Origin of the sequence: Stenotrophomonas geniculata ATCC 19374 = JCM 13324 (assembly GCF_001431625.1) — a bacterium.
In the GTDB taxonomy this organism is placed as follows: Bacteria; Pseudomonadota; Gammaproteobacteria; order Xanthomonadales; family Xanthomonadaceae; genus Stenotrophomonas; species Stenotrophomonas geniculata.
Genome location: NZ_LLXT01000136.1, coordinates 18,064 through 40,703, shown reverse-complemented (window position 1 = coordinate 40,703; position 22,640 = coordinate 18,064). Strand labels below are relative to the sequence as shown.

Genomic DNA, 22,640 nt, shown 5'->3' with positions numbered 1-22,640 from the left:
CCCACCGGCCTACCACCATGACGAACATGTTGCGGGACACGCACCACTGCCCTGCATCGTTCGTTGGTTTTTTCGTAAAGAAGGTTTCATGTTCCGTTCGCATAGTGGCCATGCACCGCGCACGCGTGCCGGTGACCACCCCCAATGCAACGGACCACCATGCAGACCCGACACCTGACGATCGCCGTGGCGATCGCGCTCTCCGCCGCCGCCAGCGCCCATGCCGCCACCGCCGCCGATACCGGCGCCAGCACCGATGCCGCGCTGAGCGCGCAGACGCTGGATACCGTCTCCGTGATCGGCCAGGGCGAGACCCGCCAGGTGCAGCGCATCACCACCGTCGACAAGCAGGTGCTGCCGCCGGGCACCAGCGGCCAGAAGATCCTCGACCGCCTGCCGGGCGTGTCGGTGCAGTCCAACGACGCCTTCGGTGCCAACGAAGAATCGCAGACCATCAGCCTGCGCGGCTTCGACAAGAGCCGCCTCGGCTATACGCTGGACGGCATCCCGCTGGGTGACAACAGCTACGGCAACTACAACGGCCTGAGCATTGCCCGCGCGATCATCGCCGAGAACCTGGCCGGCGCAGAGTTGTCGCAGGGCATCGGCTCGCTGGGCGTGGCGTCGACGAGCAACCTGGGCGGCACCATCCAGTACTTCTCGATGGACCCGTCCACCGAATTCGGTGGACGCGCCAGCGTCACCGTGGGTGACAACAACCAGCGTCGCGGCTACCTGCGCGTGGATACAGGCGACATCAATGGTTTCTCGGCCTACGTGTCCGGCGTGCACCAGGACCAGGACATGTGGGCCGCGCCGTACCAGAACCAGACCACCCGCCAGTTCAACGCCAAGGCCGTGTGGAATGTCGGCGACCACCGCTTCGGTGCGTTCGTGGCGACCTCGCGCGCCAGCCAGGCCAACTACGCCTACCTGTCCAAGGACATGCTGGCACGTGGCCTGGGCTACGACTGGAACATCTATGCGCCGGACTGGGATCGCGCTGTCGCTGCCGCGTACTGCGCACCGGGCACCTACAACAAGGCACGCTGCAAGTTCAGCGGCGGCGTCAACAGCATCGACGATGCCTACTACCAGAGCCGCGCGCTGCGCGACGACAACCTCTATTCGGTCGATGCCGACCTGCGCCTGGGCGAGCAGGGCCGCCTGAAGCTGCTGGCCTACCACCACGACAACCGTGGCCAGGGCCACTGGTGGGCGCCGGGCCAGCCGTCCTACCCGGGTACCGACAAGATGCTGCCGATCTCGATCCGCAGCACCAACTACACGATCAACCGCGATGGCCTGACCGCCGCGCTGTCGTGGACGGTGGGCATCCACGAACTGGAAGCCGGCCTGTGGTACGAGCAGAACGACCATAACGTGTCGCGCAACTTCTACTACATCAGCGGCCCGTTCCTGGACGACCTGTACCTGAAGAACCCGGACCGCCTGCTGTTCAACCAGGACTTCGACATCCGCACGCGCCAGTTCTACGTGCAGGACCGCATGCGCTTCCTGGACCAGCGCCTGACCGTGGATGTCGGTATCAAGAGCCCGAACACCCGCATGCGCGCCACCGCCCAGCCGGGCGTGGAAACCCGCATCGCCTCGGGCACGCTGACCGCCAAGAAGTCGGTGCTGCCGCAGGTGGGCCTGGGCTTCAAGCTCAACGACAACAACGAGCTGTTCGCTTCGTACGCAGAGAACATCGCCGCCTTCGTCGGTGGCGGCAGCGGTGGCCCGTTGCAGGTGTCGCCGGAATCGTTCGCGGCCAGCGCCGGCCTGGAGCCGGAGAAGTCCAAGAGCCTTGAAGCCGGCTTCCGTACCTTCGGCGAGAAGTACCAGGCCTCGATCGCCGCCTACAACGTGAAGTTCGACAACCGCCTGCTGTCGCTGAACCCGTGCTCGAGCATCGAAGTCGGCACGCGTCCGGAGTGCGTGACGCGCTTCATCAACGTCGGTTCGGTGAAGAGCCACGGTGCGGAGCTGACCTTCATCCTCAAGCCGATCGACGGCCTGCAGTGGTACAACGCGCTGTCCTGGAACAAGACCACCTACGAGGATGACTACACCTCGGGCGGCGCGATCGTGCCGGTGGCCGGCAAGATCACGGTGGATACGCCGCAGCGCATGGCCTCCAGCGAGATCAGCTGGAACCGCGATGGCTTCTTCGCCAGCCTGCGTGCCAAGTACACCGGCAAGCGCTACTACACCTACACCAACGACCAGTCGGTGCCGGGCGTGACCACCTTCGACGCCGGTGCGGGCTACGACTTCGGCCCGGGCCTTGGCCTGCGCAACGTGCGGGTGTCGTTGAACGCGACCAACCTGACCAACAAGCGCTATGCCGGCCAGCTGAGTTCGTTCGCGCCGACCGATCCGAAGGGCACGCGGTATGCGATCCATGCGAGCGCGCCGCGGCAGCTGTTCATGACGGTGGCGGCGGAGTTCTAAGTCAGAAGCGGGCGCTGCGGCGCATCAGTACCGCAGCTGGGCGAGGTGGGACGAGCCGAGGCAGGACACGCCGCAAGTACGTCCCTGTAGGCTCGATCGGCGCATCCATGCGCCTCACGGTCCTGCCTCGGCCCGTCCCACCTCGCTCGACAATTTCCTGCGCCGGCGCGGAGGCAATGGAAAGCAAGAGCAAAAAGCAAAGAGCCGGGCATTGCCCGGCTCTTTGCTATTCAAGCTTTTCAAGCGCAATCCCTTCGGCGCGGTGATGTGCTGCCGCCCGCGCGGGAAACTATCTGGCGGCGGTGGCGCACCCTGGCCAGGACCGTGAGGCGCATGGATGCGCCGATCGAGCCCCCATGGATGGGTTTACGGCGTGTCCTGGCCAGGGTGCGCCACCGCCGCCCAGCGATATCAATCGAGGCGCCAGCGCATCATCCCGCCAACGCCTTTCATTCCGGCGCCAGCTGGTCCATCCGTATCCGGTTGGCGAACAGCGAGAACGCCAGCATGCCGGCCAGGCCGTTCGCCCGGCTCACCCAGTGCGGCAGCCAGCGCGGCGGCTTCAGCACACCCGCTTCGAACAGCGGCGCGAACGCGATCGCATCGGCCAGGCTCATCTTGCCGGCGAACAACCAGCGGCAGACCTGCAGGCGGTCCTCGGCCAACATGTGGCGGAAGAAGGTATGCACCGACACCAGGCCGCGCAGGTACACCGTGTCCTTGGTGAAGGCCAGGCCGCCACTCGGCGGCACCCCACGGAACACGCGCTGTGCCGACGCAAAGCTTTCTTCGGCGTTCTGCCCGGCATCGCAGAAGTAGCGGAACACCTCGATGAAGTCGGCGCCTTCGCGGGCCATCGCGATCGCTTCGGTGCGCAGGCTGATGCGCTTCAGGCGCTCGATGTCGATGCTGCCGGTGATCTGTTCGGCGAAGGTAGCCAGCCCTTCCTGGGTGGCCGTCACCCGCGGCGAGGACAACGCCAGGCTGGGCAGCACCGGTTGTTCGCGGCCATTCAAGGCCGTCAGCGAATGCACCAGCGCTTCGTGGTGGAACAGCTGCGCGCGGTCGTAGGCACTGAAGCGCGCACTGGTGCGCAGGCGGATGCGGGTCGGTCCGGCAGCGGCCTTGGACACCAGCTCTGGATCGAGCTGCACCTGGATGATGCGCGATTCGAAGAACGCATCCAGGTCATTCTGCAGCTGCAGCTGCAGGGCAATGGCCGAGACCGGCACCTGCTCTTCCGGCGCCAGCAGTTCGTGATCGAGTTCGGCAGCAATCTGGATGAAGTGACGCGCCGCTTCGCGCGTGCTCGGGCCATTGCCTGGCAACGGCTGCTCGGGCGCGCCGAACAACTGCACCGAACAGGTATCGACCGCCGCCGTGCCCAACCCTTCCAGCAGCTGCGCGGCCAGGTCCCAGCTCTGCGCCGACTGGCGCACGTAGTGGCCCAGCGGATGAGTATCATCGCAGTCGGCGGCGATCGCAGCCAACGCGCGGCGCTCCTCGCTGAAATCCAGCCTCGGGTAATCCACCTTCGGCAGCACCGGTTGCCCACGTGCCACGCTGTCCAGGAACGGTGCCTGCAGCGTGGCCGGCCAGCTGGTCAGGCCCAGCAGGCGGATGCCCCCCACGGCCTCGACCAGGCGCGCATCGAGCGCTGCATGGTGGGCCACGTCACGGTCCAGCGTCGCGGTCGGTTCCATGGGCGGACTATAGCGCTCTGCTGTGTCCGGCGCTGCGCGCCGCCGCCCGAGCATCGGCTCGAGCGCTACAGGGAATGATTCCACCGCGAACCAAGTGTAGAGCCGAGCCTATGCTCGGCTGCCTTGTTACCGCCTACGCGGCTTGCTCGCCGGGCGGAACTGCTGGCCCTTGCCCTTCCTGCCACCACGCTCCTGCGCGGTCTCGGCCTGGCGAACCGCCAGCTTGGCGGCGGCGGCGGCCACTTCTTCCTTCAACTTGAAGTAGTTCAGCAGGCGGCTCTCTTCGATCTCGCCGGCCTCGATCGCGGCACGTACCGCACAGCCCGGTTCCTGCTGGTGCTTGCAGTCATTGAAACGGCACTGTGCGGCCAGCGCTTCGATATCGGCGAAGCCGCCTTCCGACAGCGTCTCTTCACCGGTCGGCTTCAGCTCGCGCATGCCGGGGGTGTCGATCAGGCAGGCGCCCGTCGGCAGCGGCATCAGCGCGCGATGGGTGGTGGTGTGTCGTCCGCGCGAATCGTTGGCACGCACCGCGTTGGTCTTCATCCGCTGCTCGCCGAGCAGCGTGTTGGTCAACGTGGACTTGCCGGCACCGGACGAGCCCACCAGCACCACGGTGCGGCCCGGGCCCAGCCACGGTTGCAGCACGGCAACGCTGTCGGCATCCAGGCCATTGATCGCATGCAGCGCGATGCCCTGCATCTCCAGCTCTTCCAGCACCGCCAGCGCATCCTCGCTGTATTCGGTCTGGTCGGCCTTGGTCAGCACCACCACCGGTTCGGCACCGCCACCGCCGACCAGCAGCAGGTAGCGCTCGATGCGGCGCGGATTGAAGTCAGCGTCCAGGCCACAGACGATGAACACCGTATCGATGTTGGCCGCGATCACCTGCTGGTGGTAGTGCTCACCTGCGGCACCACGCTTGATCGCGGTGCGCCGTGGCAGCAGGGCGACGATGCGGATGCCATCGAGCAGCACCCAGTCGCCCACCGCCGGCCGCTCATGGCTGGGGAAGCGCGGGCGCTGCCATTCGGGCAGCGACTCGGCCTTGATCGATGCATCCGGGCCATCGGCCACCACGTAGTGGGTGCGGTGCTGTTCGATCACCCGTGCCGGGCGGGCCTGCGGGTGCGCGGCCATCGCGGCCTGCCAGTCGGCCTGCTGTGGCGGGCCCGGCCAGGGCCAGCCGATGGTCTGCAGGGCGATGAAATCGGGGGTCTGGGTCATCGCCGCCATTCTACCTGTGCCAGCGCCCTGCCAGCCCAGCAGTGACGGGCCCGGAGCCCTTGCCATGCAGTGCAGCAATTCCGGTAGGATGGAAGCCCCATGCCTTTTGACGGCCCAGCTCCCATGTCCACCACCTCGCCCAAGCCCCTGGCCATCCGCGAGCGCCTTTCCGAAGTGCGCTACGAAATCCGCGGAGAACTGGCGCGGCGAGCCCGGGAGCTGGAGGCGCAGGGCCGCAAGCTGATCAAGCTCAACATCGGCAACCCGGGCGCTTTCGGCTTCCGCGCGCCGGAGCACCTGCAACGCGCGATTGCCGACGACATGGGCCGCACCGACCCATACACCCACCAGCAGGGCCTGCCGGTGGCGCGCGAAGCCATCGCCAGCTACTACGCCCGCCGTGGCGCGCCCGATGCGCACCCGGACCGCGTCTTCCTCGGCAACGGCGTCAGCGAGCTGATCGACCTGTCACTGCGTGCGCTGCTCAACCCGGGCGACGAAGTGCTGGTGCCCTCGCCCGACTACCCGCTGTGGTCGGCTTCGACCATCCTCAACGATGGCCGGCCGGTGTACTACCGCTGCGCGCCGGAGAACGGCTTCCAGCCGGACCCGAGCGAGATCGAGACGCTGGTCTCTTCGCGCACCCGCGCCATCGTGCTGATCAATCCGAACAATCCCAGCGGCGCCAGCTACCCGCGCGAACTGCTGGAGCGCGTGGTGGAAATCGCGCGCCGCCACAACCTGCTGCTGCTGGTCGATGAGATCTACGACCAGATCCTGTACGACGACGCGGTGTTCCAGCCGGTCGCGCCGCTGGCCGGTGATCATCCATGCCTGACCTTCAGTGGCCTGAGCAAGGTGCACCGCGCCTGCGGCTGGCGTGTGGGCTGGGCCCACCTCAGCGGTGACGATGCCCGCCTGGGCGACTTCCGCGCCGCGCTGGACCTGTTGGGCGCACTGCGCCTGTGCGCCAACGTGCCGGGCCAGTACGCCATCGAGGCGGCGGTGAACGGTCCGGACACCATCTCCGAGCTGTGCACGCCGGGCGGCCGCCTGTATGAAACCCGCCGCGCGGTGATCGAGGCCTGCGAAGCCAGCGAGCACCTGTCACTGGTCGCGCCGGCCGGCGCGCTGTATGCGTTCCCGGCCGTGGTCGGTGCCGCTGCGAAGGGCTTCGACGACCACGATTTCGCGCTGGACCTGATGAACAACGAAGGCGTGCTGGTGGTGCCGGGCTCAAGCTTCAACGTGCCCTACCGCCATCATTTCCGCGTGACCCTGATGCCGGAAGCTTCGGTGATGCGCGATGTGTTCGCCCGCATCGACCGCGTGCTGGCGCGGCGTGCCGAGGATGCGACCAAGGTCGTGCCGCTGAAGCCGCGCCGTTCGGTGGCCTGAGCCGTGGCATTGTCCTACTTGGCGCTGGGCGATTCGTACACCATCGGTGAAGCGGTTGCAGTCGAAGGCCGCTGGCCGCACCAGCTGGCCGCCGCCCTGCGTGCGCAGGGCATCGACCTGTCCAACCCGCAGACCATTGCGACCACCGGCTGGACCACTGACGAGCTCGATGCGGGTATCGACGCGACCGCACCGCAGGGTCCGTTCGATTTCGTCAGCCTGCTGATCGGCGTCAACAACCAGTACCGCGGGCGTCCTCTGGACGAATACCGCAGCCAGTTCCAGGCCCTGCTGCAGCGGGCGATCGGCTTTGCCGGCGGTGATGCCGGCCGCGTGCTGGTGCTGTCCTTCCCCGATTGGGGTGCCACCCCGTTCGGTGCCGGCAGTGGCCGCGACCTGGCCGCGATCGAGATCGAGACCGACGAATTCAATGCCGCCGCCGAGGTGATCAGTACCCGGCACGGCGTAGCCTTCGTCGACATCACCGACATCAGCCGCGCGCAGGGCGAAGACCCGACGATGATCGCCGAGGACGGCCTGCATCCTTCAGCGCGGATGTACGCGCTGTGGAGCGCGCGCGCGCTGCCGGTTGCCGCGCATCTGCTTGGCGGCACGGACTGAGGCGATGGACGGCACGCCACGGAACGGCCCGCCCCTGCCCTGTGCTCCCCTGACGGCCCCGCAGGCCCGCTTGATCGCCGAAGCGTTCCGCCCGGCGCAGGCCTGGGGCAGCCGCCGCGACTACTACTACACCCGCGGCAAGCTCGGCAGCGATCCGCTGTACGACGGCGTGCTGCAGCATCTGCCTGACGACGGACAGCCGGTGCTGGACCTCGGCTGCGGGCTGGGCCTGTTCGCCCATGTACTGCGCCAGCGCGGCGGCACCCAGCGCTACCTGGGCGTGGACGTGGATGCGGGCAAGATCGCCCGCGCGCAACGTGCCGCCGTCGAGCTGCATGACGTGCGCTTCGACTGCGTGGACGTGCAGGCGCCACTGCCGGCGCAGGCCGGGCACGTCCTGCTGCTGGACGTGCTGCAGTACCTGGACGCGGACCCACAGCAGGCACTGCTGCGCGCGGCCAGTGCACGGGTGGCCCCCGGCGGCTGCCTGCTGCTGCGCACGCCGCTGGCCACCGGCGATGGCCGCGACCGCACCACGCGGGTGGCGGACCGGCTGGCCTGGCTGGTCGGCTGGATGGGCACACGCCCGCGCCACTATCCCGATCCACGGGTACTGCAGACAACGCTTGCCGAAGCGGGATTGCAGGTGGCCGCCCCCCGGCCACTGCATGGGCGTACGCCGTTCAACAGCTGGCTGCTGGTAGCACGCCGGAACCTGTAGCGCCGGGCCATGCCCGGCGAGCGGAGCGGCACCTGTGGCATCCGCCGGGCATGGCCCGGCGCTACCGCATACGTATCAGCCGGTAGGCAGCTGCGCCTTCAGCCCGCGTTCGTCCAGCGCCTGCAGCACGCGCTCGATGATCACCAGATTGTGGCCGTGGGCGGCGCCTTCGTGCAGCAGCACGATGGCTCCTGGCCGCAGGTCGGGCAGCAAACGCGCCAGCACGCCCTCCGGCGTGCAGCCGACGCCGTCGTAACCGCGTGCACTCCAGCCCACGCGCACCAGGCCGAGCGCCTTCAACACCGGCGCCACGAACGGGTTGGTCATGCCCACCACCGAGCGATACCAGCGCACCGGATGCCCGCTCAGCGCCTGCAGCGCATGCTGGCAGCCTTCGATCTCGGCCCGCATCGCCGCTGGGCCCAGGCGCCAGAAGCGGGCCTGCGGGTGGCTGAGACTGTGATTGCCGAGATCGTGGCCACGGCGCAGGATCTCGGCCACCAGTTCCGGCTGCGCCAGCGCACGGTCCCCCACCAGGAAGAAGGTCGCACGCGCCTGGTGGCGGTCCAGGAGGTCGAGCACGGCACGGGTTTCCGGGCCGGGGCCGTCATCGATCGTCAGCCAGACACTGTTGCCAGCGTCCGGCACCCGGCTCAATACCGGCGCGTAGAAACGGCTGTTGGGCAGGAATATCGGCACCATGAACAGCGCGTGGCTGGCCACCATCAGCGGCAGGGCCCAGTGCCAGCCTGCCAGTACCCATACCAGGATCACGGCCAACTGCGACGCCACCAGCCAGGGCAGCCAGCGCCAGGGCCGGGTCGGGATGCGATGCAATGTTCCTGCGTTGCTCATCCCCCATGATGCCATGGGGGGTAGAATTGATGATTCGAATTCCCGGAACCCCGACGTCCATGTCCCTCGATCCCGCCCTGCGTTCGCGCATCGAATCCATCCTCAACGCCAACCGCGTCGTGCTGTTCATGAAGGGCCAGCCGTCGATGCCGCAGTGTGGCTTCTCGGCCAAGGCCGTGGGCGCGCTGCAGGACCTCGGTGTCGAGTTCGCCCACGTCAACGTGCTGGCCGACCAGGAAATCCGTGAAGGCATCAAGGCCTACGGCGACTGGCCGACCATCCCGCAGCTGTACATCGACGGCGAACTGGTCGGCGGCAGCGACATCGTGCTGCAGATGGCCGCCAGCGGCGAACTGAGCAGCGTGCTGGGCCTGGCCGCACCGGACCGCACCCCGCCGAGCATCACCGTCACCCCGGCCGCTGTGGAAATGCTCAAGGGCGCGCTGGCCGACGCCCCGGGCGCTGCCCTGCAGCTGACCATCGACGCCGGCTTCCAGCCGAACTTCCAGCTGGCCCCGCATGACGAAGGCGCGATCGCTGCCGAGTCCAATGGCCTGCGCGTGCAGTTCGACCTGTCCAGCGCCCGGCGCGCCAACGGCATCACCATCGACTGGGTGGACGACATCCGCGGCAAGGGCCTGGCGATCGACAACCCGAACGCGCCGAAGCCGGTACAGGAAATCAGCGTGCGTGATGCCGACGACCTGGTGCGCGCCGGCAACATCACCCTGGTGGACGTGCGCCCGGCCGACGAGCGCGCCATCGCAGCCGTCGGCGTGCCGTTCAGGAGCTTCGACGGCAACGGCCGTGCGGAGCTGGAAGCCCTGCCGAAGGACACCGCTCTGGCCTTCATGTGCCACCACGGCGGCCGCAGCGCACAGGCTGCCGAGCAGTTCCGTGCACTGGGCTTCACCAAGGTGTTCAACGTCACCGGCGGCATCAATGCCTGGTCCGAAGACGTGGACAACGGCGTGCCGAAGTACTGATCGGCCCCGGCATGGGGTCGACTTGGGGTCGGATCCCTTTCCGCAGGAAAGGGCTCTGGCCCCAGCACAGAAAACGCCGGCATTCGCCGGCGTTTTCTGCATCCACGCATGGCGTGGACCTACCCGGCGAAGCCGCCTTCGGCCAGGTAATCCAGCTCTTCCGCCGTGGGCAAGCGACCGAGCACGGCATTGCGATGCGGGAAGCGCCCGAAGCGGCGGATGATGTCGCGGTGCAGTTCGGCGTACTGCAGGTACTCCTTGTCACCCAGCACGTCGAACATCGCCACCGAACGGTCCTGGTCCATCGGATCCTCGGAGTGCTCGAACGGCAGGTAGATGAAGGCGCGCAGCTTCGGTACCAGCTGCAGGTCCAGGCCTTCCTCGATGGCGCGCATGGCGTAGTGCCGGGCCAGGCCATCGGTGGCGTAGGAATGGGCGGTCCCACGGAAGCAGTTGCGCGGGAACTGGTCCAGCAGCAGCATCAGCGCCAATGCCCCTTCGGCACTGCCCAGCCAATGCTCGCGCGCGCGCGAAGCGGCGGCGAAATGCTCATCCAGGAACAACTGGCGGAACTGCGCGTCGAACGCATCGTCGCGGGCGAACCACTTCGCAGGGCCCGCTTCTTTCCAGAATTCCACCACTTGCGCGGCAACGTCCATCACCTACTCCCCAGGGCCGGCGCGCCGCGCCAGGCCATCATCATCATTCGTCGAAGCGCAGGTGGCGGACCGACTTGCCGTTGCGCCGGATAAGCTTAAGCGCCTCGATACCGATCTGGATATGGTTTTCCACGAACTGGGAGCTGACCTTGGCATCGGAGGCCTCGGTCTTGACCCCATCGGGGATCATCGGCTGGTCCGAGACCAGCAGCAGCGCGCCACTGGGGATGTGGTTGGCGAAGCCGGCGGCGAACACCGTGGCTGTTTCCATATCGATGGCCATGCAGCGCATCGCCCGCAGCCGCTCCTTGAAGGCCTCGTCGTGTTCCCAGACCCGGCGGTTGGTGGTGTAGACGGTTCCGGTCCAGTAGTCGTGGCCGAGGTCGCGGATCATGGTCGAAACCGCACGCTGCAGGGCAAAGGCCGGCAGGGCCGGGACTTCCGGCGGCAGGTAATCGCCCGAGGTACCCTCGCCACGGATCGCGGCGATCGGCAGCACCAGGTCACCCAGCTGGTTCTTGCGCTTGAGGCCACCGCACTTACCGAGGAACAGCACCGCCTTGGGCATCACCGCCGACAGCAGGTCCATGATGATCGCGGCATTGGGGCTGCCCATGCCGAAGTTGATCATGGTGATGCCATCGATGGTGGCACTGGCCATCGGCCGGTCCAGGCCGATGACCGGCGCGCCGGTCAGCTCGGAGAACGTATGCAGGTAGCCCCCGAAGTTGGTCAGCAGGATGTGCTGGCCGAACTGGTCCAAGGGCACGCCGGTATACCGGGGCAGCCAGTTGTCGACGATTTCCTGCTTGCTCTTCATGGGCGGTCCGGTACGGCGGGGGACCGGGTATTTTCAGCCACCCGGCCGGTGCCGTCGAGCTACCGTCGGCAGGCCTGTGAAGAAGGTCACTTGGCAAGCCCGCCGCCTCCGGGCTAGCGTCGACGGTTGGACCAGGCTGCGAGGGGAACTGCATGGCATCGACGTTGTTGCGCGCCGGGGTAGCCCTGGCACTGCTTTCATTGAGCACGGCTCCGGCGGTGGGCGCCTCGCGCTTCGTCGCCGATCCCTACCCCAGCACCTACCAGGCGCATCCTGATGCGCCGGTACTGATCCAGAACGCCACGGTGCTGACCGGTACCGGCCAGCGCCTGGACAACGCCGACGTGCTGCTGCGCGACGGCCGCATCGTCGCCGTCGGTCGCCAACTGCAGGCCGATGCCGGTGTCACCCGCATCGATGCGCAGGGCAAGTGGGTCACCCCCGGGCTGATCGACGTGCATTCGCATCTGGGTGTATACCCCAGCCCCGGCGTCGGCGCGCACAGCGACGGCAACGAGATGACCGCACCGGTCACCGCCAACGTCTGGGCCGAACACTCGGTGTGGCCTCAGGACCCAGGCTTCGCCACGGCACTGGCCGGCGGCGTGACCAGCATGCAGGTGCTGCCCGGCTCGGCCAACCTGGTGGGTGGCCGCGGCGTGACCCTGAAGAACGTCCCGGCCATCACCTACCAGGCGATGAAGTTCCCCGGCGCACCATGGGGCCTGAAGATGGCCTGCGGCGAGAACCCCAAGCGGGTCTATGGCGAAGGCAAGGGCGTGACCCCGGCCACGCGCATGGGCAACGTGGCCGGCTACCGTGCCGCCTTCATCGACGCCGCCGACTACATCGCCAAGAACAAACCCAAGCCGGCCAAGCGCAAGGGATGGTTCGGCAGCGACAAGGGCGACAGCGCCGGGGATGCAGGCGGCAAGCGCGATCTCAAGCTGGACACGCTGGCCGGCGCCATCGAAGGCGACATCCGCGTGCACATCCACTGCTACCGCGCCGACGAGATGGCCACCATGCTCGACCTGGCCAAGGAATTCGGCTTCAAGGTGGCCGCTTTCCACCACGGTGTGGAGGCCTACAAGCTGGCCGACCGGCTGGCCGCCGACGGCGTCTGCGGTGCGCTGTGGGCCGACTGGTGGGGCTTCAAGATGGAAGCCTTCGATGGCATTCCGGAGAACATCGCGCTGGTCGACCGGCCGAAGAACAGCTGCGCCATCGTCCATTCCGATTCACCCGAAGGCATCCAGCGCCTGAACCAGGAAGCGGCCAAGGTGATGGCGTCCGCGCGACGCGCGCGCATGCCGGAGATCACGCCCGAGCACGCCATCACCTGGATGACCGCCAACGCCGCCAAGGCGCTGGGCATCGAAGGGCAGACCGGCACCCTGGAAGCCGGCAAGATGGCCGATGTGGTGGTGTGGAACGGCAACCCCTTCAGTTCGTACGCACTGGCTGAGCAGGTCTTCATCGACGGCCGGCGGCTGTATGACCGCGGCGCGCCGGCGAGCACGCCGCGTTCTGATTTCCAGCTCGGCCAGGAGGTGCGCTGATGGTGGTGCTCAAGCAGTTGGCGCAGTCTGCCGCGAAGGGCAGCCGGGCATGGCTCGGTTCTACTGTCATGGTGCTGGCCTGCATCTCGGCATCCGCGCAGGCACAGGACCTGCTGGTGCGCAACGCGACGGTGCATACGGCCAGCGCGCGCGGCAGCCTGCAGAACGCGGACGTGCTGGTGCAGGGCGGCATCATCCGCGCGGTGGGTAACGGCCTGTCAGCGCCTGCCGGCGCCACCGTGATCGAGGCCAATGGCCGCCCCCTGACGCCGGCGCTGTTCGGCGGTATCACCGAAACCGGCATCGAAGAGGTTTCGGGTGAATCGAGCACGGTGGACAGTTCGTTGAAGCTCGGCGAGCAACCACTGCGCCCGGAATTCGACGTCACCCTCGCCTACAACCCGGCCTCGGTGCTGATTCCGGTCACGCGCCTGGAAGGCATCGGCTTCACTGCGTTGGGCGCTGCCACCGGCGGTGGTTTCGTGGCTGGCCAGGGCGGCGTGATGCGGTTGGACGGCAGCGCCGACCCGATCGGCCCGCGCACCCTGTTCCTGCGCATTGGCGCGGCAGCCTCCGAGCTGACCGGGCATTCACGCGCCGCGCAATGGATGCTGCTGCAGCAGATGATCGACGAAGCACGCGGACAGGTGGCTGCGGACTCGCCGCACGCACTGCTGACGCCGGCCGGGCGTCGCGCACTCAGCCGCTACCTGGCCGGCCAGGGCCGCATCGTGGTGGAGGTGGATCGCGCCGCAGACATCCGCCAACTGCTGCGCTGGGCCACCCGCGAAAAGGTGAAGATCGCCATCGCTGGTGCCAGCGAAGCGTGGCAGGTGGCGCCGGAGTTGGCCGCTGCGCACGTGCCGGTGTTCGTCGACGTGCTGGCCAACCTGCCGGCCAGCTTCGACCAGCTCGGTGCCACCCTGGAAAACGCCGCGCGCCTGCAGCGTGCCGGCGTGGCGGTTTCCTTCGTGCAGCGCGGCGACGCCACCCACAACGCGCGCAAGATGCGCCAGCTGGCCGGCAACGCGGTGGCCAACGGTTTGCCGTGGGCCGACGGCCTGGCCGGGCTGACCCGGGTCCCGGCGCAGGCCTTCGGCGTGGCCGACCAGATCGGCAGCATCGAGCCGGGCAAGCGTGCCGACCTGGTGCTGTGGGAGGGCGACCCGCTGGATGTGGCGCACTACGCCGAACAGGTCTGGCTGGGCGGCCGTGCGATGCCGATGCGCTCGCGCCAGACCGAACTGCGCGACCGCTACCTGCAGCGCAACGCGCAGCCCTGACCGCACACGAGGACACACCGATGGCGACATTGCGCTGGTACTTCGACTTCGTCTCGCCCTATTCCTACCTGCACTGGCAGAAGCTGAAGCAGTTGCCACAGTTCGGGCAGATCCAGACCGTGCCGATCGCCTTCGGTGCGGTACTGCATCACCTGGGCAACCTGGGCCCGGCCGAGATTCCGGCCAAGCGTCGTTTCATCTACCGCCAGCTGCTGTGGACCGCACAGGCCGAGGGCACACCACTGCGGTTCCCGCCCGGCCATCCGTTCAACCCGCTGTCCGCCCTGCGCCTGTGCCTGGCCGCCGGCGCCAGCGTGCAGGCCGTGGACGTGCTGTTCGACTGGATCTGGCGCGACGGCAACGCGGCCGACAGCGCCGAAGCCCTGCGCGAACCCGGCGCACGGCTGGGCATCGAGGATGTCGCATCCGCCATCGCCGACCCGGCGGTGAAGGAGCAGCTGCGGCGCAACACAGAGGCCGCGATCGCGGCCGGCGTGTTCGGGGTACCCACCCTGGCCATCGGCGACGACCTGTTCTGGGGCAACGACGCGCACCCGCTGATGGCAGCGGTGCTGGCCGATCCGGGCCTGCTGCGGCAGCCCGAATGGCAGCGCTTGGCCAACCTGCCGGTGGCGGTGCAGCGCAGTCGCTGAACAGGGCGTGGCGCGTTTCCCTCGCGCGCCGCGCTGGGATTTGAGATAGATTTCACGTTTCCGAACCTACAACCGCCCTGGAGGGGGAGCCGCGGATGCGCATCGGAATCGTCGTCGACTCGGCCTGCGACCTGCCGCCGGACTTCATCGCCACACACAACATCGTGCTGCTGCCGATCACCGTACGGATTGGCGAAGCCGTGCTGGCTGATCACCGCGATGAGCAGGCCACGCTGAGCTTCCTGCACGCGCACGTGGCCGAGCACGGCGCTGAAGCGGAGACCATCCCCTTCAGCGTCAACCAGATCCGCGACCTGTTCCTGCAGCAGCTGGTGATCGATTACGACCACGTGTTCTGCATGACCATCACCAAGACCCGCAGCCCGATCCATGACAACGCGCTGCAGGCCAGCTTCGCCATCCTCAACGACTACAAGCCGGTGCGTCAGGCAGCGGGCTACAACTCACCGTTCGCGCTGCGCGTGCTCGATACCCAGAACCTGTTCGCTGCCCAGGCGGTAACGGCGGTGGAAGCGGTGCGCCTGCGCGACAGCAACGCCAGCGTGCAGCAGATCCGTGAGCGGCTGGAGGAACTGGCCAGCAACGTGCACGGCTACATGGTCACCCGTGACCTGTACTACATGCGCGCGCGTGCGCGGCACAAGGGTGACCGCAGCGTTGGCCTGCTCAGCGCGGCACTGGGCAGCGCACTGGACATCAAGCCGGTGCTGCATGGCTACCGCGGCGAGACCGGGCCGGTCGCCAAGATCAAAGGCTTCGACAACGCCGTGCAGAAGCTGTTCGCGGTGGTCGGTCAGCGCGTGCGTGCCGGGCTGATGACACCGACGGTGTGCGTCAGCTACGGCGGTGAGCTGGACGAGCTGCGCACCCTGCCCGGCTATGCACAGATGAAGGAGGTCTGCGCCGGCCACGGCGTGACCGTGTACGAATCGGTGATGAGCCTGACCGGCATGGTCAATGTCGGCAAGGGCGCGGTCACCGTGGGCTTTGCCGATGGGCCACATCGGTTTGAATGAAGGCCAACCGTGGCTGGAATCTGCACATCGATTCCACCACGACTGTGCCAGCCTTGCCGCACTTCAAGGAGAACTCCATGCCTGCGCAGTACCACATCAGCCTGCCCGACCCGTCCAAGGCCCGCGGCAACGACCCTGACCTGTCCTTCCGTTCGCAGGGCGCCGCCGGTTTCGCCGAGGAGCTGCAGGACGCCCTGCGCAGCGGCACGCTGTTCGAACGCTGGAAGGCCAAGCAGCCCGACCCGGATGCGGTGGAACCGCAATGGGGCGTGACCGATCCGGATGCCACCGTAACCGGCGAACAGAAGGATCTGCGCATCAACCTGGTGGCGACCACCCGCATCGACAGCGACGTGTTCAAGCAGCGCCTGCGCCTGCTGGCCGGCCACCATTGGGAACTGCGCGACGTGCGTTGAGGCACCCGCCCGCCGGGCATGGCCCGGCGTTTCCATTTCCCTACCAGCCACCGCCCAGCGCGCGGTACAGCTCCACCCGCGCGATTGCCGCCGTAGCCTGGCTGTTGGCCAGTGCGGCCTGGTTGTCCAGTGCGATGCGCTGGGTGGTCAGCACGTCCAGCATGTCGACCACGCCGGCCTGGTACTGCCGGCGCGCCGCACCGAGCGCGGTCTCGCTTTCGTCCACTGCCACGTGCAGCTGCACGGTGCGCTGCTGTTCGGCGGCGTAGCCATCGATGGCGTCGTCCACTTCATGCCAGGCCTGCAGCACCGTGCGCTGGAACTGCAGCGACGACTGTTGCTGCTGCAGCTTGCTCAACGCAAGGTTGGCCTTGAGCCTGCCGCCCTGGAAGATCGGCAGGCTGATCGACGGCCCGATGCTGAAACGGTGTGCGTTCCAGCCATCCAGATCATCCAGCTGCTTGGCCTGGAAGCCAGCGTCGCCATTCAAGGTGATACGCGGCAGGAAACTGGCCTTGGCCACGCCGATGCCGGCCGTTGCGGCATGCAATGCCGCTTCGGCACGACGGATGTCCGGGCGACGCTCAGCCAGTTCACTCGGCAACCCCACCGCTACGGCCGGCAACGCCGGCCAGTCACGGCGTGCATCCTGCAGCTGCGCGTCCAGCGCCTGCGGCGGCTGCGCCAGCAGGAACGCCAGCGCATTGCGCAGCTGCGATTCGCGATGCCGCAACGGCGCGATGCGTGCCTGCAGCGATGCTACCTGCGCTGACGCGCTGGACACCTGCAGCGTGCTGGCCACGCCCTGGCGTTGGCGTGCTTCGGTCAGGCGCTTGATGTCGTGGGCAATGCTGAGGTTGTCTTCAGTGATCGCCAACAACTGCCGCGTTGCACGCAATTGCAGGTAATCACGCGCGGTTTCCGCCAGCAGCGCGATGCGCACTGCGTGTGCATCCTCCTCGGCCATCTGCACGCGTGCATCGGCGGCTTCCACCTGGCGGCGCACCCGTCCCCACAGATCCAGTTCCCAGCTCAGGCCGATGCCGGCCTGGAACAGCCCATAGTCATCACGACCGCCGTTGCCGGACGGATCGTTCAAGCCCACCTCGCTGTTGCGTGCGCGTGCGCCGCTGGCGGTTGCGCTGACGCTGGGCAGACGGTCGGCGGCGCTGATGCCACGCGCGGCGCGGCTCTGCTGCACGCGGTTGGCCGCCAGCTGCAGGTCCAGGTTGGCCTCCAGCACCTGGCTGGCCAGCTGTCCCAGCAGCGGGTCGTCGAAGCCGGCCCACCAGGCGGCGTCCGGATCGATCGCGTTGCCCGCGACGGCCTCGCCCTGCCAGTGACTGGGCAGTTCCGCCTGAGGACGTACGAAGTCCGGACCCATCGTGCAGGCAGCCAGGGCCGTGCACAGGCTGGCCGCAACGAAGGTGCTGCGGAACAAGGCAACTGCGCTCATGCGCCCTCCCCGGCCGCATGGCCCGGACTGTGCTGCACGCTCTGCGCGCGCGCGCGGCTGCCCAGGTCGACACTGGCTTCCACCGACATGCCGGCACGCAGCTGGTCCAGCAGCGGCTGGCCCGGCTCCAGCACGATCTTCACCGGAATACGCTGCACCACCTTGGTGAAGTTGCCGGTGGCATTCTCCGGTGCGACCGCAGCGAAGGTGACGCCGGTGGCCGGCGCGATGCTGTCGATGTGCCCGCGCAGCGGCTTGCCCGGGAACACGTCCACCTTCAGTTCGACCTGCTGGCCGGCCTGCATGCGGGTCATCTGTGTTTCCTGGAAGTTGGCGACCACGAAGGCACGCTTCAGCGGCACCACCGCGGCCACCGCGGTGCCCGGGGTCAGGTAGGCACCTACGCGCACTGCTCGACGACCGACCACGCCGTCGATCGGTGCACGCAGCACGGTGTGCGACAGATCCAGTTCTGCGCGGGCCTGCGCCGCTTCCGCACGCTGCACCGCCGCCTGTGCAGCCTGCACACCGGCGGTCAGGATGTCGGTGCGCTGGCGCGCGGTCGACAGCGCCGCCTGGCCCTGCTGCAGGTGGGCACTGGCCACGGCCTGCTTCGACTGCGCCTGCTGCGCGTTCTGCACGGTTCCGGCGCCGTCACGGGCCAGTTCGCGGTAGCGCTGCTGGTCGGCACTGGCCAGGGTCAGTTCGGAACGGCTGACATCGACACTGGCCCTGACCTGCGCGATCAGCGAATCCTGCTGGGCCAGTGCGGCCTGTGCGTTGGCGAGCTGTGCGCGGGCATTGGCAAGGTCGGCACGGGCCGCCTGCAGGGCGACCTGGTAGTCACGGTCGTCGATGCGGGCAAGCACGTCGCCGGCCTTCACCGACTGGTTGTCCTCCACCTCCACGGCACTGACGAAGCCGGGAATTTTCGGAGCCACCAGGGTGTAGTCGGCCACCACGTACGCATTGTTGGTGCTCTGGTGGCCAGAGTCGCGCAGCAGCAGCCAGGCGCCGATGGCCAGGGCCAGTACGCCCAGGCCCAGGCCGGTGTTGAGAGTGGTTCGATTGATTGTCATGAGGGGTTCCTGCGAAAGGTTCAGGCCACGGCACGTGGCGGGTGGATGCGGGTGGGCATCCAGGCAATGAGGGGAATGAAGGCCAGCGCCACCAGCGCGACCACCCAGTACAGGTCGGCCGAGGTCAGCGCCTGCACCTGTGCATGCAGGCGCGCGCCGAGCTGCGGGCCATCGGCCAGCCACGGTTGCTCGCCCAGGCGGTCGACCAGCACGGTGGAATGGAAATGACGGCGGCCCTGGGCGACGGCATCCAGTACACCGCTGGCAAGCACCGCGGCGAAACCCTTGACCGTGTTGAACCACGCCGAGGCGAACGGGCCGTCCTGCGGCGCAAGGCCGCCGGTGGCCAGCATCAGCAGCGGCAGCACTGCCATGGGTTGTGCGAACACCTGCAGCAGCTGCACCCACAGGAAGTTGTCACGGATCCAGGCCACGTCCAGGTGCGAGCCCAGCCAGCAGGCCAGGGCCAGCATCGCCAGGCCGGTGGCCTGCACCCAGCGGCAATCCACCGCGCGGATGTTCAGCAGCGCCGCCACCAGCGGCAGCGCGATCACCTGCGGCAACGCCACCCACAGCAGCATCGGTGCGGTCTGCAACGGCCGGTAGCCCTGCACGCTGGCCAGGAAACCGGACGGGATGGAGATCACCGCCAGCAGCACGAACAGCACGCCGCCCAGCGTCACCAGCGAGTAGCTGAGATTGCGGTTGGCCAGCAGTTGCAGCTTGAAGAACGGCAAGGGGTGGAACCATTCATTGATCATGAACAGCACCATCAGGCCGGCGCCCCCCCCGATCATCAGCGTGATCATCGGCGAGTCGAACCAGTTCAGGCGCGGGCCCTGCACCAGGCCCAGTACCAGCAGCACCAGCGCTGGCAGGCCGAGCAGCAGGCCGACCGTATCGAACTGGGCGAAGCGTTCCAGCCTCAGCGGGTCCTGTGGCAGACCCCAGCTGACCATCGCCATGGCGGCCAGGCAGTACGGCACGATCTGCCAGAACGCCCAGTGCCAGCCCACCTGCTCGACCCAGAACGCGGCCAGCGGCGTGCCCATGCTCGGGCCGAACGTCGCCGTCAGCGCGTAGCCGGCCAGGCCGTACAGCTTGATGCCCGGCGGCAGGAAGCGCAGCGCCACGCTCATCAGCAACGGCGGCAGTGCACCACCGCACAGGCCCTGCAATGCACGCAGCAGCAGGAACACCTGCAGGTTCGGGGCGAGCGGGCACAGCACGCCCAGCACCATGAAGCCACCGATCATCGCCAGCGCGAAACGACGCAGCGAGAAGGTGGCGGCACACCACGGCGCGAAGGCCATCGCGCTGACCGACATCGCGCTGTAGAGGGCGATGATCCAGCTGCCGTCATCGACGCTGAAACCCATCGCGCCACGGATGTCGGCCAATGCGACCTTGGTGATGTTCTCGTTGAAGCCCGACACCAGCACCGCCAGCAGCACGCCACACAGGCCGACCAGAATGCGGCGATCGAGCCCGGGGGCGGCGGCAGGACGGGGCGCTGCGGCGGCCGGGACAGCGGCGGCCGGCGTACTCATCGCCGGGCACCTATCCGTGCAGTACACGGCATGTTGGGGGTCATTGGAATGCGCTCAGTGAAACTCAGGGGAGCGCAGTCTAGGGAGCCGGTACCCTGTGAAAAATGGCGTCGCCGGCATCCCAGGCGTGCGCCGGGCGCACGCATGCAGATGTCAGCGCGAGGCCTCCCCTGCGCTTTCGCACATGGTCTTGATCGAGCGCCGCAGCCACTGGTGCGCGGCGTCGTTGTCCAGGCGCGGATGCCAGGCCTGCACGATGGCCGCGGTCCGCACCGGAATCGGCAGCGGGAACAGGCGCAACGGCAGGCGCATGTTGACGATCCGCTCCAGCATCACGCTTGGCATCTGCGGCAGGATCAGGTCCGATTCGGCCGCCGCGAAGATCGCACCGTGGAAGGTCGGGCTGATCAGCGCCACGCGACGCTGCAGGCCGAGCGTGGCCAGGTCATCATCGATCGGCCCACGTGGCAGGCCACGGCGCGACACCGCGATGTGGTCGCACGCGGCAAAGCGCTCGGCACTGATCTCCTCGTCGAACAGTGGATGGTCTTCGCGCGCTGCGCCCATGAACGAGGTACTGAACAGGTTCTGCACCTTGGTATCGGGCGCATGCTTGCCGGCCGTGCTGATGTACAGGTCGATCCGGCCCTGTGCCATCGCATCGTCGTCGGTATCGCCCTCGGGCACGAAGCGCAGCACTGCGCGCGGCGCCTGCTGGCGGAACAGCTCGCGCAGGCGTCCGCCGAAACCACCGACGAACACATCATTGGCACGCACGCTGAAGGTTCGCTCGAGCACGCGCATGTCTACTTCGCGACCGGCGTTGAAGACGCGGTGGGCCTGCTCGATCACATCGCGGACCTGCTCGCGCAGCTGCAGGGCGCGGGGTGTGGGCGCCAGACCGCGGCCTGCACGCACCAGCACGGGGTCGCCCAGCGCAGTGCGGATCCGGCCCAGGGTGCGGCTCATTGCCGGCGCGCTCAGGTTCATCCGGCGCGCGGCGGCGGCCACGCTGCACTCGTCAATCAGCACGTCCAGTGCCAGCAACAGGTTCAGGTCCGGCAGGGGCATGACAGTCTCCGGTAAATCAGATGACTCTACGGCACTTGCAACCACCATGGATTGCGTTCTACGCATTCATTGACTGCCGCGCACGGCATGGGTGCACGCGATGACATCGGCGACCATCCCCGGCCTGCCAAGGAGACATCCATGTTCAATACCCTGCTGGTCGCCCTGGACGGTGGCCCCCAGCACGCGCGCGTGCTGGACCTGGCCGCGGCCATTGCCGGCCCCCGCAGCCGCCTGCACCTGCTGTGCGTGCTCGACCCCGAATTCGCGCTGGCGGCCAATGCCAGCGAAGCCGACCGTATCGAGTACCCGGAAGCCGCCCGCCAGCGCTCCCGCGCCGAGGCGGTGCTGGCCGAAGCCCTGGCCGAGCTGCGCGAGCGCGGCGTCGATGCCATCGCGCAGATCCCCTCCGGCGACCCCGGCGAAGTCATCAGCGACCAGGCCAGGCGCCTGAAGTGCGATCTGATCGTGATCGGCCACCGCCACCTGTCCCGGCTGGAGCGCCTGTTCGAACCCTCGATCGGGCAATGGACCATCGATCACGCCCCCTGCCCCGTGCTGGTGGAAACCCGCGACCCACAACCCTAGCTGCCATGGCCTCCCGTTCCCCCTTGTTTCCCACCCGGGTCAGCTACCGTGCCTTCGGCCGCCAGTTCGGCCGTGGCGAGCAGGCGCTGCTGGCGGCGATACGCCAGCTGCGTGACCCCGATCTCGTAGCCGATGGACTCGCACAGCTGAGCGGCCTCGGCCTTGATCCTGAAGGCTGCGACGCGTTCATCAACCTGCTGCCGCTGCTGGCCGCGCCGACGGCACCGATCGACCTGTTGCCAGCCGGCTCTCCGTTCATTGCCGCCAGCGAACTGGACCTGCTGGTCTGCCTGCTGCGCATCGCACAATGGCGGCATGCGCGCCCACGCGAAGACGACACGCTGGCACCGTTGCGCCAGCAGCTGGCGCGCTGTGCGATCGCCGTGCAGGCGGCAAAACTGCCGTTGCGACAGCGCTCGTTGTCACCGGTCGGGCTGAGGCTGCTCGATCCCACCGGCTGGCTGCGGCAGCGATGACCCGGCCGCGCCGACCGTGCGC

General features: G+C 67.8%; 21 protein-coding genes. 12 read left to right on the top strand and 9 right to left on the bottom strand.

Features of this window, described 5'->3' with window-relative positions; all coding sequences use genetic code 11:
- Nucleotides 1-159 precede the first annotated feature (159 nt).
- Entirely contained in the window at nt 160-2,457 is a 2,298-nt protein-coding gene (locus ARC63_RS17625) for a TonB-dependent receptor (protein ID WP_057503953.1), read from the top strand.
- 449 nt (nt 2,458-2,906) lie between these two features.
- Here the strand turns inward: ARC63_RS17625 and ARC63_RS17620 are convergent, their stop codons facing one another.
- Both ARC63_RS17620 and rsgA read right to left on the bottom strand, forming a co-directional pair.
- Entirely contained in the window at nt 2,907-4,160 is a 1,254-nt protein-coding gene (locus ARC63_RS17620; protein WP_049411678.1) for a flavohemoglobin expression-modulating QEGLA motif protein, read from the bottom strand.
- Between the two features lie 126 nt (nt 4,161-4,286).
- Nucleotides 4,287-5,396, bottom strand: a complete 1,110-nt coding sequence (rsgA, locus tag ARC63_RS17615) for a ribosome small subunit-dependent GTPase A (protein WP_057503952.1) — start codon at nt 5,394-5,396, stop codon at nt 4,287-4,289.
- Between the two features lie 114 nt (nt 5,397-5,510).
- Between rsgA and ARC63_RS17610 the strand changes: the two genes are divergently transcribed.
- The 3 genes from ARC63_RS17610 to ARC63_RS17600 are packed head-to-tail and all read left to right on the top strand — an operon-like array spanning nt 5,511 to nt 8,127.
- On the top strand, nt 5,511-6,785 hold the full coding sequence (locus ARC63_RS17610; protein WP_010480840.1) for a pyridoxal phosphate-dependent aminotransferase: 1,275 nt from the start codon (nt 5,511-5,513) through the stop codon (nt 6,783-6,785).
- A 3-nt stretch (nt 6,786-6,788) separates the two neighbouring features.
- On the top strand, nt 6,789-7,406 hold the full coding sequence (locus tag ARC63_RS17605) for an SGNH/GDSL hydrolase family protein (protein ID WP_057503951.1): 618 nt from the start codon (nt 6,789-6,791) through the stop codon (nt 7,404-7,406).
- 4 nt (nt 7,407-7,410) lie between these two features.
- Nucleotides 7,411-8,127: a class I SAM-dependent methyltransferase gene (locus ARC63_RS17600; protein WP_057503950.1), complete on the top strand. Its 717-nt coding sequence runs from the start codon at nt 7,411-7,413 to the stop codon at nt 8,125-8,127.
- A 75-nt stretch (nt 8,128-8,202) separates the two neighbouring features.
- Here the strand turns inward: ARC63_RS17600 and ARC63_RS17595 are convergent, their stop codons facing one another.
- Nucleotides 8,203-8,982, bottom strand: a complete 780-nt coding sequence (locus ARC63_RS17595; RefSeq protein WP_057503949.1) for a polysaccharide deacetylase family protein — start codon at nt 8,980-8,982, stop codon at nt 8,203-8,205.
- 59 nt (nt 8,983-9,041) lie between these two features.
- Between ARC63_RS17595 and grxD the strand changes: the two genes are divergently transcribed.
- On the top strand, nt 9,042-9,968 hold the full coding sequence (gene grxD / locus ARC63_RS17590; RefSeq protein ID WP_024956044.1) for a Grx4 family monothiol glutaredoxin: 927 nt from the start codon (nt 9,042-9,044) through the stop codon (nt 9,966-9,968).
- A gap of 119 nt (nt 9,969-10,087) precedes the next feature.
- On the opposite strand, the gene ARC63_RS17585 is transcribed toward grxD, so the two are convergent.
- On the bottom strand, nt 10,088-10,627 hold the full coding sequence (locus ARC63_RS17585; protein WP_024956045.1) for a DUF924 family protein: 540 nt from the start codon (nt 10,625-10,627) through the stop codon (nt 10,088-10,090).
- Nucleotides 10,628-10,670: 43 nt separating this feature from the next.
- Complete coding sequence (locus ARC63_RS17580) at nt 10,671-11,447, bottom strand: AMP nucleosidase (RefSeq protein WP_005414446.1); 777 nt, start codon at nt 11,445-11,447, stop codon at nt 10,671-10,673.
- A gap of 152 nt (nt 11,448-11,599) precedes the next feature.
- Between ARC63_RS17580 and ARC63_RS17575 the strand changes: the two genes are divergently transcribed.
- From ARC63_RS17575 to ARC63_RS17555, 5 genes are all read left to right on the top strand, one after another.
- On the top strand, nt 11,600-13,009 hold the full coding sequence (locus ARC63_RS17575; protein WP_057503948.1) for an amidohydrolase: 1,410 nt from the start codon (nt 11,600-11,602) through the stop codon (nt 13,007-13,009).
- The gene (locus ARC63_RS17570; RefSeq protein ID WP_057503947.1) at nt 13,009-14,292 is read left to right on the top strand and encodes an amidohydrolase family protein; all 1,284 of its coding nucleotides are present in this window, start codon (nt 13,009-13,011) and stop codon (nt 14,290-14,292) included. The genes ARC63_RS17575 and ARC63_RS17570 overlap by 1 nt, the downstream gene beginning before the upstream one ends.
- 20 nt (nt 14,293-14,312) lie before the next feature.
- The gene (locus ARC63_RS17565) at nt 14,313-14,945 is read left to right on the top strand and encodes a 2-hydroxychromene-2-carboxylate isomerase (RefSeq protein ID WP_057503946.1); all 633 of its coding nucleotides are present in this window, start codon (nt 14,313-14,315) and stop codon (nt 14,943-14,945) included.
- Between the two features lie 95 nt (nt 14,946-15,040).
- Nucleotides 15,041-15,982, top strand: a complete 942-nt coding sequence (locus ARC63_RS17560) for a DegV family protein (RefSeq protein ID WP_019336479.1) — start codon at nt 15,041-15,043, stop codon at nt 15,980-15,982.
- Between the two features lie 77 nt (nt 15,983-16,059).
- A complete protein-coding gene (locus ARC63_RS17555; protein WP_057503973.1) occupies nt 16,060-16,398 on the top strand; it encodes a hypothetical protein in 339 nt (112 codons plus the stop codon).
- 40 nt (nt 16,399-16,438) lie between these two features.
- On the opposite strand, the gene ARC63_RS17550 is transcribed toward ARC63_RS17555, so the two are convergent.
- From ARC63_RS17550 to ARC63_RS17535, 4 genes are all read right to left on the bottom strand, one after another.
- Nucleotides 16,439-17,854 carry an efflux transporter outer membrane subunit gene (locus ARC63_RS17550; protein WP_057503945.1) on the bottom strand — a complete coding sequence of 472 codons (1,416 nt, stop codon included), beginning with the start codon at nt 17,852-17,854 and terminating at the stop codon, nt 16,439-16,441.
- A complete protein-coding gene (locus ARC63_RS17545; RefSeq protein WP_057503944.1) occupies nt 17,851-18,933 on the bottom strand; it encodes an HlyD family secretion protein in 1,083 nt (360 codons plus the stop codon). Before ARC63_RS17545 ends, ARC63_RS17550 begins: the two co-directional genes overlap by 4 nt.
- A gap of 20 nt (nt 18,934-18,953) precedes the next feature.
- Complete coding sequence (locus ARC63_RS17540) at nt 18,954-20,483, bottom strand: MFS transporter (protein WP_057503943.1); 1,530 nt, start codon at nt 20,481-20,483, stop codon at nt 18,954-18,956.
- Nucleotides 20,484-20,636: 153 nt separating this feature from the next.
- Nucleotides 20,637-21,554 carry a LysR family transcriptional regulator gene (locus ARC63_RS17535; RefSeq protein ID WP_010480868.1) on the bottom strand — a complete coding sequence of 306 codons (918 nt, stop codon included), beginning with the start codon at nt 21,552-21,554 and terminating at the stop codon, nt 20,637-20,639.
- Between the two features lie 141 nt (nt 21,555-21,695).
- On the opposite strand from ARC63_RS17535, the gene ARC63_RS17530 reads away from it, so the two are divergent.
- Entirely contained in the window at nt 21,696-22,142 is a 447-nt protein-coding gene (locus ARC63_RS17530; protein ID WP_010480869.1) for a universal stress protein, read from the top strand.
- Between the two features lie 5 nt (nt 22,143-22,147).
- Nucleotides 22,148-22,618, top strand: a complete 471-nt coding sequence (locus ARC63_RS17525; protein ID WP_019336474.1) for a hypothetical protein — start codon at nt 22,148-22,150, stop codon at nt 22,616-22,618.
- Nucleotides 22,619-22,640 lie beyond the last annotated feature (22 nt).